Raw genomic sequence first — 11796 nt, 5'->3', positions numbered from 1 at the left:
TTGGGGTGTTCAGGCGGAACCTAGACCGATCTGCGACATCTCAAAGGGGGTTGTCTGGTATATCTGGTTGATCCAGTTACCATAGAGCAAATGTGCGTGACTGCGCCAACGGTTCTGCGGTGGGCGTGTGGGATCATCGTCTGGATAATAGTTGCCGGGCACATTGATCGGTTCACCCTGCGAAGCGTCGCGGTCGTATTCTTGCTTCAGCGTGTCACTATCATATTCCAGATGGTTGAAAATATAGAGGGCGCGCCGTGCCGGATCTTCGACCAGACAAGGGCCGACTTCTTCGCTGTGTAGCAGCGTGGTCAGACCAGCGGCGGCGTCAATCTCGGATTTGCGCATTTCGGTCCAGCGGCTGACCGGAATCACGCAATCATCTGAAAACCCCCGCAGATACGGCGACGCAGGAAACATGTTGCGATGCCGGAAACAGCCGAATGCCTTGGCTGGCAGCATGTGCTTGGCCACACCATGAAAATGGTTGATCATCGCCATGCCGCCCCAGCACACGCCGAATGTTGAATGCACATGGCTCTGGGTCCAGTCAAAGACTGTGCGTAGCTCGTCCCAGTATGTCACCTCCTCAAAGGGCAGATGTTCGATCGGTGCGCCGGTAATGACGAGGCCATCAAAATACTCTCCCGAGGCTTCGACTTCACTGAAGGGACGATAGAAACTCTCCATATGCTCGGCGGCCGTGTTTCTGGCCTCGTGCTCGGACATACGGATCAGGCTCAGCTCGATCTGTAGAGGCGTCGCGCCAATGAGGCGGGCAAACTGCGTTTCGGTCTGTATCTTCTTTGGCATCAGGTTCAGCAGACCGATGCGCAACGGGCGTATATCCTGACGCGCGGCGGAATCCTCGTCCATCACCATAACACCCTCGCGCGTCAGCACGTCGTAGGCGGGCAGCGAGGCGGGGATTTTGATGGGCATTGTTCTGGCCTTTGGCAGGGGGTGGAAAGAGGATAGATAGGCGGCTTAGCCGCGGTTTTCTAGCGCGCGCATGATCAGCGCATCGAAATCGTCAGTATCCTTGACCTGCGCAACGTCCGATGCCTCCAGCGTGAGGCCCCAAGGCGCCATTGCATCGTAGCGTGGCGCGCGATGGGCCAGCGCGCGTGCATAGGTCCAGCGGATAAAGGTATCAGGATCAACATCGGTAGGCAGCATGTTGTTTTCTTTTAGATAAACATTCCATGCCGTGTCCAGAAATTCGGGCTGATAGGCCATCGGCTTGGGCGCGCGGTCAAAGCGTCGGATCAGTTCTTGGGTATGCGCGTCAGTGCCCCTGAGCTGCACCAGCAGGCATTGTTGTGATAGCTCGGTCAGCAGTGGGTCGTTCGGATCGTCCCCATCCACCCACTCGCAGATTGAACCGCCCGTGTCGCAAATGAAATGCGGATACCCATAGAGCGATTGCGCCCGCTCGACAAAATGGCCGGTATCATTCAGCGCCGCAATCTCAGCTTGGCGGAACTGCTCTTGCCTGTGGTGATAGTCGTCTATCGGCAAACCACCACGCTCAGGATTTCCGGGTTTGCCCAGATAGGTCGATACCGGTGCCAGATTATCAAAGGTGATGTTGGAGCCGATATAGATCGAATCCGACAACAACAATTCTCGCAGGAACGGCACCTGCATCGCATGACGTTTGGCATTATCGGCGATCAGTTCGCCCATGTAGCGCGTGCCGATGCGATAATCGATGGAATAGTGAAACCACCCGCCAGAGCCTCGCAACATGTTCGACAAATGCGTTTTGCCTAAACCGGACATTCCATAGAACAGCACCCGCTTGTGCGGGGCATCGCGCCAGTCCTCAGGTGTTTCGTAAATCATCGTGCCGCCCTTCTTTAGCGGTGTCCTATACCGTTTTCCCCCCAAGTTGAAACACAACCTGAATCTATTGAACGCGCAACCCACGAAACACGAAAAAACCCCGCAAAGACATGCTCTGCGGGGTCAAACAAGATACCAGATTGGTTGAAATCAGAAGTTGATACCAACCTTGAAACCAGCGGCAATCGCGGTGTTGCTGTTGAACGCCCCACGCGCGACGTCTGGTGTACCGGTTTCCGGACGGGCGTCGCCGAACCAGATGTATTTGATACCGCCGGATACGTTGATCGCGTCGGTGACCTGATACTTGCCACCCACCGAGATCGACTGCTCGCCATCACGTGGGCCGAGGGGTGACACCAGATCGTTGCCATCGCTGTGATCATAGGCATAGCTGATCGAAGCCGAGAATTTGTCCGAGAATTTGCGCCCGACACCGATTTCATAAATGATGCTGTCATCCAGCTCGGCCAAGTTGGGCGTGAGACCCGCCGGGTCCAGCTTGAACTCGCTCCAGTTTGACCAACGCACACTACCAAACACCAGAGTGTCCTTGGCGACGCCCGACTGAACGGCCAGCTTGATGCTTTCGGGCAGCTTGGCTTGGGTCGAACCGACGGGAATCGGGCCACCGCCAAAGGGCGTGATCGTGGTGTTCAGATCCAGACGTACATTCGAGTGATAGGTCAGCGAGGCGCGGAACGCGATATCGGGGATTTCATACGCAGCGCCCACGACGTAACCAATGCCACGGCTGGAATCAAAGCTGTAATTGTTGCCATTGAGCGGCCCATAGGCGCGTCCGGACAGAGTGATGTCACCATCGGCTTCGACGACGCGTGGACCACCGTAGATCGAAAGACGATCGCTCAGATTGTATTTGAGCAAAATGGTCAGCGCGTTGCTGCTGGCGTCGGCTGATGTACCGCCCAGCATCGTTGTCAGACGGTTTCCGGAGTACGAAACATCTGCCGCGTAGGGTTGATCAAAGATCACGCCAACCGAGAATGAATCGCTGAACTGCATTTTTACGGCCGCGCCGACCATTGCGAAATCATTGGCAATATTCGGAATGCTGTTGCCCAGTACATCGTTCCCGGTCACATCCGGCGCAGCAAAGCCAAAAGACAGCTCGGCATAGTTGCCCTTTTCAAAGATGATATCGATCGGGGTGCCGCTACGGTCAAGACCGCCAGCAGTTGCCGCACCTGCGGCCAAGGTCATCGCAGAGGCGACAGACAGGACAGTGGATTTCATTGTTTCGCTCCTCCAGAAGTTGCGAATTGTCATACCGTCTGGATTTTTATCGCGATATAATGACGCCGCGTCACGAAATGCGGCAGGCATACGGGCGTAGAAAATGACACAAAAAAGTCACACGGCGCTGGCTCGCAGGCGTCGCGCACGGATTTCGGATAGGATATTGATGTAGTTGGCCCCGAAAATCACCACGGCGCCGATAAAGACGTAGATATCCAACACCTCTCCGTAGATCAGCGCCCCGACCACTGCGATCAGGGGTAGGCGGACGAAGTCAAAAGGCATCACCACCGATGCCGGGGCGATCATCAAAGCCTTGGTCAGGCAGAAATGCGCAACCAACCCACAAAGCGCGATCAGGATCAGCCAGGGAACAGACCCTGCCGAGGGCAGCGCGATGTCCCCATCAATTCCCGCGCAGACAATACCGAGGACCGACTGCATAGCCGTCATATATACGAGAATGCAGGTGAGGCTCTCTGAGCGCGTCAGTTTCCGTGTCAGCACTGCCGCACCGGCGAAACCGACCGCGGCAGTGATCCCGGCGAGCATGCCAATACTGATCGTGTCAGGGGCAGGCCGGGCGACGATAAGGATACCGATGAACCCGGTCATCGCTGCCAACACCCGCACACGCGTCAGCCGCTCGCCCAGAACAAACGGTGCCATCAGCAATGCCCAAAGCGGGGCCGTAAACTCTAACGCAAATACCTGCGCCAGCGGAATCAATGTAATCGCCAGAAACCATAGGTTCTGCCCCGCGAAATGACAGATGTTGCGCTGCAAATGCAGCCCCAGATGGCGGCGCGAAACCTGATGCAGCGTGCCTGCCATACCGGCCACGATCAACACGACGATCAGGCCGACGGCACTGCGGAACAGCATGATTTCAAAGGTGTCCAGCTCAAAGCTGACTGCGCGGCCCGAAATCGCCATCAGCGAAAATGACGCGATCGCCCCGGTCATCCACAGCGCGGCGCCCAGCACATTTGCTGTCTCGGGAATGGTCTTGGTATTGCTCGGCAATGTCATGGCGCGAAAGTCAGCCCTCAGACCAATTACGCATGACAAAAATATCCTGCTCGATGCGCCATTCGAAGTCATACCTCCGCGCCCAGTCGACCAGAAAATCAACCGTTGGATAGTCTGTGTAGGTGGTTTCGCTGGGCACGAACAGGCGAATGTCGTCGATCAGGATACTCATCTTTTCAAAGTTGTCGAGGTTTGCGGCAATGGCGAAAAGCTCTTGTTCAATCGGGCAATCGGTTGGCCCTCTGTGGGTCTGTCCGGCAGAGTAATGCCCGTCGAGCCAGAAGCAAACATCACTGTTCAGTTTGGGCAGCAATGCGGGGATGATGTCCTCGCTGGTGCCATTCAGGACATGAACATGAGTGTTCTTGAAACGACGTTTCGCACGTTTGAACAATTTGGGCGCAGGCTCGATCGTATAGACAAGCGGCGACAGCGATGCCAGAAACCGCGTCGTCCGGCCCATGAACGTCCCGGTCTCTACCCAAGTGGCACCGTCGATTGCGTATTTCTCGAAAATCGCCTGTTTGACAAACTGTGGCGCGTGGTCGGACCAACCGCGTCGTTCCCAGTCGCTCAGCGCTTTGAAATGCCGCAGCAAATACCAAATCTTCATTTTCAAATTCTCCGTTCAGGAGCCGCCGTAATACCCACAAGCTCCGTGGATTAATCTAATTGTAGTTTCTGAAATATCCGTTCTGCGATGAGCCGGTTAAATTCCGGATGATAGTGCACTGTATCGACATACATTTGACCTGTCGCACCCAGTTCGGCCAGATTCAGCACCGTGGGGTTGGACAGCAGCGTCGGGCGCTCATGGATCAATTCGTAACCACGACCACTGTTGACGTGATCCTTGAAATGCAGGAATTCCGCCGGAACATACGATGTCGCGTGGCCCGGCCCGTAGAGTGGAACAGGCTGAAGAACGTTAACGATTCTTGTCCCGAACCCGTTCGCGACTGCTGTGCGCATTGCGATGTTACGTTCCAGCCGCTCGATTATTCTGCCGAGCGCCTCATCCGACCGCAGCAGGATCGGCGTTTTGTCTGCTTTATCACCCGCCATATCAAATATGAGGCTGATCAGTTCGGACTTCTGCGCCAATGTATTCAATTTGGACAGGGTTCGCGCGGCATCCGGCAGTTCAAACGTGTTGCGCAACTCGTCCGAGACCATGCTCTCGTCAGGAATGCGATGATAATAGAAATCATTCAGACCATCGATAAAGACGACGGCGGCAGGTGGGTCAAAATGTGTTAGCAGGTTCAGAAACGCGATCCGCTCGATCGTCGAATAATACGAAGCGACGCCAAAGTTCAGAACATTGTAGGCCGGCAGCATCTGGTTCAGATAGGCAGGAATCGTTTCGTTATTCTTGACGCCGTAGCCAAAGGTCGTGGAGCCCCCGAAGACCCATACCTCTCCCGCGCCACCCGAAATGCTGCAGGCGCTTTTGGCCGCGTCATGGCAGCGCAGGCCCGCGTCCGTAACAGTCACAAACGCCCCGTCGATCGGGCCACTGATATACTCGATGAACGGGCTATAGATCGCCGACGTGGTTTGTTCGCGTCCAACCACGATGTAATCCTGCCAATCCTCGCCGTGGATGTCGCGCAAGGAATAGTTTGCCTCGCTGACGGCGGCTGGCGCGGCAGAGAGGCGGGTGCGCAGATCAAAGATCCGAACAATCTGCTCCAGCAGGGCAAAGATCAGGAAAACGGCCAGTACGATCTTGGCGGTGTCTGACCTGACCCACCTCATACCCATGTCTCGATGCCGAAATTTCCTGCCGTTATGACCTTATTCCCATTCAATCGTTCCGGGGGGTTTACTGGTAATATCGTAGGTTACTCGGTTGATCCCGCGTACCTCATTGATGATGCGCGTCGCCGTTTCACCCAGAAAGTCATGGCTGAAAGGATAATAATCCGCCGTCATCCCATCGACAGAAGTCACTGCGCGCAGGGCGCATGCAAAATCATAGGTGCGCCCGTCACCCATCACACCCACCGTGCGCACGGGCAGAATAGCGACAAACGCCTGCCAGATTTCGTCGTAGAGGCCATGTTTGCGGATCTGGTCAATATAGACCGCGTCGGCCTTGCGCAGAATTTCCAGCTTTTCCCGGGTGATCTCGCCGGGACAGCGGATTGCCAGACCGGGGCCGGGGAAGGGGTGCCGCCCGATGAAGCTGTCGGGCAAACCCAGTTCGCGGCCTAGGGCGCGCACTTCGTCCTTGAACAGTTCGCGCAGCGGCTCAACCAGTTTGAGCCCCATTTTTTCCGGCAAGCCACCGACATTGTGGTGGCTTTTGATCGTGACACTGGGCCCGCCAGAGAAACTGACCGATTCAATCACGTCCGGGTAGAGCGTTCCTTGGGCCAGGAATTTCGCGTTCTCGATAGAATTGGCATGTTTCTGGAATACGTCTATGAACAGGCGGCCAATAATTTTTCTCTTGGTTTCCGGGTCACTTACGCCGTCAAGCTCACCCAGAAACAGATCTGCCTCATCGGCATGAATCAAGGGGATGTTGTAATGATCACGGAACATGCCCACGACTTCATCGGCCTCGCCCTGACGCAATAGACCGTGGTCGACGAATACGCATGTCAGTTGATCGCCGATCGCCTCGTGAATCAGAACAGCGGCAACAGAGCTGTCGACCCCGCCCGACAGACCACAGATCACATGATCGTCGCCGACCTGTTCGCGGATGGCGCGAATGGCCTCGTCGCGGTAGGCGGCCATGGTCCAGTCACCCTTGAAACCAGCCAGTTTGACGAAGTTCTCATACAGTGTCTTGCCGTTCGGGGTGTGATGCACCTCGGGATGAAACTGCACCGCATAGAAATTGCGGTCCAGATCGGCGGTGATGGCAAAGGGCGCGCCGGGTGACGTCGCATAGACGGCAAAACCGGGGGCGATATGGCTGACATGGTCGCCATGGCTCATCCAGACCTGTTCGCGTTCCTCCAAAAACCAACCGTTCAGCATGTCGATACGCTCGGCGCCGGGAACCACGTAGGCGCGACCGAACTCGGCCGTGGAATCGCCGCGCTCGACCTGACCGCCCAACATCTGCATCATCACCTGCTGGCCGTAGCAAATGCCCAGAATCGGCACGCCGAGGTCGAAAACATCGGCAGGCGGTCGCGGAGAGTCCGTATCCAGCACACTGCACGGTCCGCCGGACAATATCACGGCTCGCGGCGCAAATTCCTCTAGGAATCTGTCCGTGACAGTATTGAAGGGGTGAATTTCGCAATAAACATTCAGCTCGCGCAGGCGACGCGCAATCAACTGCGTCACTTGGCTGCCAAAGTCGATAATCAAAAGGCGGTCATGCGATGTATCTGTCATGTTCGCCTAGTAGGGCGCAGCGCGGCCCAAAGCAAGAGGGCGGATCGGGTTTTGGCGGGTTGATGACGGTCCAGCCGGGGCATTGTCTGATCACGACATGTCGCTTTCCCCCCTCAAGGGGCGGTTATCTCCTGTGGCGCGGTTTCGCGTTCGGATATTGTCGGGTGGTATTCAAGGCTCGATGGGCCGTCACGACTGACGAGGGAAGTCACATATGTCCGAAACAGCAGCCCCCAGACGGGCAAGGGGAGGCGGCGGTGCCGCACGCAGAGCCGAACGCACGGCCGTTAGCATCGAAACCGCCAGGTTCATCGAGCGGAATATCCCGCTCTATGAGCCGCTGAGCGAAGAGGCGCTGGAGGTCATCGAGGCCAATGCCGAAACGATCCTGCAAGAGGTCGGTGTCAATTTCGTGAACAACCCCGCAGCGCTGGACCGCTGGCGCGAGGCCGGGGCTGATATCGATGGCGAACGCGTGCGCATCCCCAAGGGTTTGGCGCGCAAGCTGTGCGCGACCGCACCCAGCCGGATCACCCAACACGCCCGCAACCCTGCGCGCACCGTCGAAATCGGTGGTAACAGTTTGGTTTGCGCGCCTGTCTACGGCCCGCCCTTCGTGCGCGACATGGATGGTGGCCGCCGCTATGCAACAATGGACGATTTCCGCAAATTCGTGAAGCTCGGCTATATGTCCAAATGGTTGCACCATTCGGGCGGCACGGTATGCGAGCCGACAGACGTGGCGGTGAACAAGCGTCACCTCGACATGCTGCATGCCCACATGACTCTGTCGGACAAACCGTTCATGGGCTCTGTGACCGAACCCAGCCGCGCACAGGACAGCGTCGATATGTGTGAGATCCTCTTTGGCAAGGATTTCGTGCAGGAAAACACCGTTATGACCTCGCTCATCAACGTGAACTCGCCGATGACCTTCGACGACGTGATGATGGGCGCAATGGAAGTCTACGCGCAGAACAATCAGGCCTGCATCCTGTCGCCCTTCATTGTAGGTGGCGCGATGGCGCCGGTGTCGGTGGTTGGTACGCTGACGCAGGTTTTGGCCGAAGTATTGGCCGGCATCGCCTATAGCCAGTTGGTGAAACCCGGCGCGCCAGTGATCTTTGGCGCGTTTGTGACATCAATCGACATGAACTCCGGCGCGCCGACCTTTGGCACACCAGAAGCCAGTCATATCCTCTATGGTGCCGGTCAGCTCGCGCGCCGCCTGAACCTGCCGTATCGCTCTGGCGGGGGGCTTTGTGGCTCTAAACTTCCCGATGCACAGGCAGCATATGAAACGGCGCATACTCATAACGCGGTGCTGCTGGGCGGCGTGAATTTCATGCTGCATTCGTGTGGTTGGCTCGAAGGGGGACTGGTATCGTCGTTCGAGAAATTCGTGATGGACGCCGATCAGCTGGGCGTTCTGCACCATATGGCGCGCGGTGTCATGCATGACGAAAACGGTCAGGCGATGGACGCCATCCGCGAGGTTGGCCCCGGCGGGCACTATCTCGGTTGTGCCCATACGCAGGCGAATTTCAAGGACGCCTTCTGGCGTACCGAAGTGCTGGACTACAAGCCATTCGAGACGTGGGAAGAGGACGGCGCACGCGATACGATGACACTGGCCAATGCACGGATGCGCCGGATGCTGGACACCTATCAGCAGCCGCCCCTCGACGAAGGTATCGCCGAAGGGCTGGCCGACTACACCGCGCGCAAGAAAGAGTCGATGCCCGACGCCTTTATGTAACGGGCTGTGGGGTGATGGCGCGCAGCATGCGCGCCTCACCCATCATCGCAATCAGAATATCGACATGGCGCGAGGCCGAATAGCCCGCGTTATCTTCGCGGCGCTGGTTTTCCAGCGCCGCTTCCATTTCGACCAGATCGCTCAGGGCGGCGTCGCTGCGCGGCAGGCGGCCCTGTCCCAGATACCGCCTTAGATGCGCCTCGCGACGATAATCTGCGGCCCCGATACGGGCGGCGCGGATCAGGATGCGGGGCCGGCGCAACGTGGCGAGGGTGTGCATAATCTCATTCATATCGGGTCTCCGGTTTTCAGATCGGATCACCATGACGCAACCTAAGCGGGTGTTGCGCTTCTCGTCATCGCAGCGAACGCACCTGTGGCTGATTGTTTACCAATTCGAAACAAAGGTTGAGGGGCAAGCAACAATTAACGAACCGGTAACATTTGCTCGCCTAGGTTGCGTTCCGCCGCTGTGGACAACGCTGTGAGTAAATCTGTGGATAAGTCTATGAAAGGCTTGGGCAACTTGTGAGAACGATGGTGTACCCCGCCTGATCCGGGCAAGCACCACAATAATGGAGGGTAGCGGATGCAAAATTGGGGCAGGTCTCTGAGGGGCACGAAATGTGTTCCGTCTTGGGTACCAGACGGGGCGCTGTTGTATCTGTTGCATACCGAGACGGGTGCTTCCATCCGCGCACTGGCGCGGGGAACGGGCTGCCATGCGTCCACTATCCTGCGTCGGATCAGGCGTTTCGAGACGCGTCGCGATGATCATCTTGTCGATGAAGCGCTGCGCACACTCGGACAGCGCCTAGCCCCCTGCAAAAAAACCGGTTCCTCACTCAAGGGGAAACCAATGACGAAAATTGCCAAAGATCTGGGTCAAGTTTCAGAAGCCCGGTTAAAGACCGAAAGCCAGCGCATCCTGCGACGACTATGTGAAACCGGTGCGGTTCTGGCTGTTGCGTCGCAAATGGATAAGGCGGTCGTCGTGCGTGACGGTGCAACCGGCGAGGCCACGCGCACCGCAGTGGTTGACCGGGAAATTGCCGAGGCAATGGCGCTCAAAGGATGGATCGTGTGCGAGCAACCGGGCCGGATCGCACGTTACACCATAACGCGCAAAGGGCGCGCGGCCGTCGGTCAGATGCTTGCCGCTGGTGAAAACCATGCGTCAGGATTTGCCGACGCGAAAGTAACATTTGTCGGACGAGATGCGTCAACACCACTGACCTCTGACCCGGAAGAGGCGCGTGGCAGGATCAGGTACGGCATTGCTGAATCTCCGCTCGTGGCACTGTCGCGCCGACGCGACCGAGACGGGGAACGCTTTGTCTCAGAGGATCTGGTCAGCGCGGGCGAACGGCTGCGCGAGGATTTCGAACTGTCCCAGATGGGTGCGGACGCCGCGCAGGATTGGGATCGGTTCCTGACGTGTACCGACATCGACGGCGCTGCGGAGCCCGCACAAACCAGCGGAGCCATCGCAGCGCGTCGCAGGGTTCAGGGCGCTCTGCGTGATCTGGGCCCCGGTCTGGGGGATATCGCCCTGCGGTGTTGTTGCCAGCTTGAAGGGCTGGAAAGCGCGGAAAAACGCATGGGGTGGTCTGCACGATCGGGCAAGATCGTGCTGCGTATAGCGCTGCAAAGGCTCAAGCGGCACTACGCCATGCTGGGCGATGCGGGCGGCATGATCGGGTAGCGCGGGCCGTCAGTGGCTCATTCAGCCACCGACCAATGCCCCAACCCCGTAGGCCACCAACGCGCAAACAGTGCCGACCAACACCGTCTCGGTGACGGTGCGAACCAGCCGCTCACCCGTTGCACTCCACCGTAGCAGGCCCAGCGAAATCAACGCCGCGAGCGTCGCGGCGATCGACAGATAAAAGGTGTCTTGCGTGGGTTCACGCAAAAAATAGGGGACCAAAGGCACAGCCCCGAACACAAGAAACGATCCAAAAGTGAACAAGCCGCTGACCGCGGGGCTTTCGTCCGCCGGATCCTGCATGCCGAATTCGTAGGTCATCATCAGATCGGCCATAATCGGCGGGTGTCGGGTCAGAATATCCGCCAGCGTATCTGCCTCACCCGCTGGCAGCCCACGCTGTTGCAGAATCATAAACAGTTCGACCTGTTCGTGCTCGGGGTTCGTGGCGATCTCGCGCAATTCACTATGACGGCGGGCGTGGTACAGATCGTGTTGCGACCGCAAGGATAAAAATTCGCCCAAGCCCATGCTGGTTGCGTCGGCAAAGAGGTTGGCGAGGCCAAAAACCAACACAGCCAGCCCACCGATCTGCGCTACCCCGTCCGCCGCCGCCCCGGCAAAGCCTGCAACGATGGCAAAGGTCGTCACGATCCCATCATTGCCACCATAGACGATCTGCTTGAGGTATTCTTGCAAGTGGCTGAGGTTATGGGCCTCGCGCCGGTGTGACTGCCAGTCCATCATGCCCCCCTTTTTTGTTGCCTTCAGCGTATGCCAAACACGGCGCAGAAGGTCCACTGCCAAGGACGCAGAAATGAGAACG

11 protein-coding genes are annotated in these 11796 nt (G+C 57.5%); 2 read left to right on the top strand and 9 right to left on the bottom strand.

What is annotated here, in order from left to right:
• Positions 1–9: 9 nt before the first annotated feature.
• From metA to guaA, 7 genes are all read right to left on the bottom strand, one after another.
• Complete coding sequence (gene metA / locus N7U68_RS03190) at positions 10–942, bottom strand: homoserine O-acetyltransferase MetA (RefSeq protein WP_263048204.1); 933 nt, start codon at positions 940–942, stop codon at positions 10–12.
• 45 nt (positions 943–987) lie between these two features.
• On the bottom strand, positions 988–1848 hold the full coding sequence (locus N7U68_RS03185; protein WP_165192179.1) for an ATPase: 861 nt from the start codon (positions 1846–1848) through the stop codon (positions 988–990).
• 150 nt (positions 1849–1998) lie between these two features.
• Complete coding sequence (locus tag N7U68_RS03180) at positions 1999–3105, bottom strand: OmpP1/FadL family transporter (RefSeq protein WP_263048203.1); 1107 nt, start codon at positions 3103–3105, stop codon at positions 1999–2001.
• 117 nt (positions 3106–3222) lie between these two features.
• Positions 3223–4140 (bottom strand): DMT family transporter, encoded by a 918-nt coding sequence (locus N7U68_RS03175; protein WP_263048202.1) that lies wholly within the window; start codon positions 4138–4140, stop codon positions 3223–3225.
• A 10-nt stretch (positions 4141–4150) separates the two neighbouring features.
• Entirely contained in the window at positions 4151–4753 is a 603-nt protein-coding gene (locus tag N7U68_RS03170; RefSeq protein WP_165192181.1) for a class I SAM-dependent methyltransferase, read from the bottom strand.
• Between the two features lie 50 nt (positions 4754–4803).
• Entirely contained in the window at positions 4804–5901 is a 1098-nt protein-coding gene (locus N7U68_RS03165; RefSeq protein ID WP_263048201.1) for an SGNH/GDSL hydrolase family protein, read from the bottom strand.
• A gap of 39 nt (positions 5902–5940) precedes the next feature.
• Positions 5941–7503: a glutamine-hydrolyzing GMP synthase gene (guaA, locus tag N7U68_RS03160; protein WP_263048200.1), complete on the bottom strand. Its 1563-nt coding sequence runs from the start codon at positions 7501–7503 to the stop codon at positions 5941–5943.
• Between the two features lie 214 nt (positions 7504–7717).
• Here guaA and N7U68_RS03155 point away from each other — a divergent pair, with 214 nt between their 5' ends.
• Entirely contained in the window at positions 7718–9262 is a 1545-nt protein-coding gene (locus tag N7U68_RS03155) for a trimethylamine methyltransferase family protein (protein ID WP_263048199.1), read from the top strand.
• Here N7U68_RS03155 and N7U68_RS03150 read toward each other — a convergent pair.
• A complete protein-coding gene (locus N7U68_RS03150) occupies positions 9255–9554 on the bottom strand; it encodes a DUF6477 family protein (protein ID WP_165192185.1) in 300 nt (99 codons plus the stop codon). The two genes, N7U68_RS03155 and N7U68_RS03150, sit on opposite strands and share 8 nt — an antisense overlap.
• A 297-nt stretch (positions 9555–9851) precedes the next feature.
• Here N7U68_RS03150 and N7U68_RS03145 point away from each other — a divergent pair, with 297 nt between their 5' ends.
• On the top strand, positions 9852–10967 hold the full coding sequence (locus N7U68_RS03145) for a DUF6456 domain-containing protein (RefSeq protein WP_263048198.1): 1116 nt from the start codon (positions 9852–9854) through the stop codon (positions 10965–10967).
• 21 nt (positions 10968–10988) lie between these two features.
• Here N7U68_RS03145 and N7U68_RS03140 read toward each other — a convergent pair whose 3' ends face one another.
• Entirely contained in the window at positions 10989–11717 is a 729-nt protein-coding gene (locus tag N7U68_RS03140) for a VIT1/CCC1 transporter family protein (RefSeq protein WP_263048197.1), read from the bottom strand.
• Between the last annotated feature and the right edge of the window lie 79 nt (positions 11718–11796).

The sequence above is a fragment of the Roseovarius pelagicus genome (assembly GCF_025639885.1).
Lineage (GTDB): Bacteria > Pseudomonadota > Alphaproteobacteria > Rhodobacterales > Rhodobacteraceae > Roseovarius > Roseovarius pelagicus.
Note: the sequence above shows the minus strand (reverse complement) of the source record. Positions and strands in the feature narration are given on the sequence as shown.

Excerpts from the sequence above, each read along its gene's own strand:
- metA (WP_263048204.1), bottom strand. The coding sequence starts at position 942 with ATGCCCATCAAAATCCCCGCCTCGCTGCCCGCCTACGACGTGCTGACG.
- N7U68_RS03185 (WP_165192179.1), bottom strand. The coding sequence starts at position 1,848 with ATGATTTACGAAACACCTGAGGACTGGCGCGATGCCCCGCACAAGCGG.
- N7U68_RS03180 (WP_263048203.1), bottom strand. The coding sequence starts at position 3,105 with ATGAAATCCACTGTCCTGTCTGTCGCCTCTGCGATGACCTTGGCCGCA.
- N7U68_RS03175 (WP_263048202.1), bottom strand. The coding sequence starts at position 4,140 with ATGACATTGCCGAGCAATACCAAGACCATTCCCGAGACAGCAAATGTG.
- N7U68_RS03170 (WP_165192181.1), bottom strand. The coding sequence starts at position 4,753 with ATGAAGATTTGGTATTTGCTGCGGCATTTCAAAGCGCTGAGCGACTGG.
- N7U68_RS03165 (WP_263048201.1), bottom strand. The coding sequence starts at position 5,901 with ATGAGGTGGGTCAGGTCAGACACCGCCAAGATCGTACTGGCCGTTTTC.
- guaA (WP_263048200.1), bottom strand. The coding sequence starts at position 7,503 with ATGACAGATACATCGCATGACCGCCTTTTGATTATCGACTTTGGCAGC.
- N7U68_RS03155 (WP_263048199.1), top strand. The coding sequence starts at position 7,718 with ATGTCCGAAACAGCAGCCCCCAGACGGGCAAGGGGAGGCGGCGGTGCC.
- N7U68_RS03150 (WP_165192185.1), bottom strand. The coding sequence starts at position 9,554 with ATGAATGAGATTATGCACACCCTCGCCACGTTGCGCCGGCCCCGCATC.
- N7U68_RS03145 (WP_263048198.1), top strand. The coding sequence starts at position 9,852 with ATGCAAAATTGGGGCAGGTCTCTGAGGGGCACGAAATGTGTTCCGTCT.
- N7U68_RS03140 (WP_263048197.1), bottom strand. The coding sequence starts at position 11,717 with ATGATGGACTGGCAGTCACACCGGCGCGAGGCCCATAACCTCAGCCAC.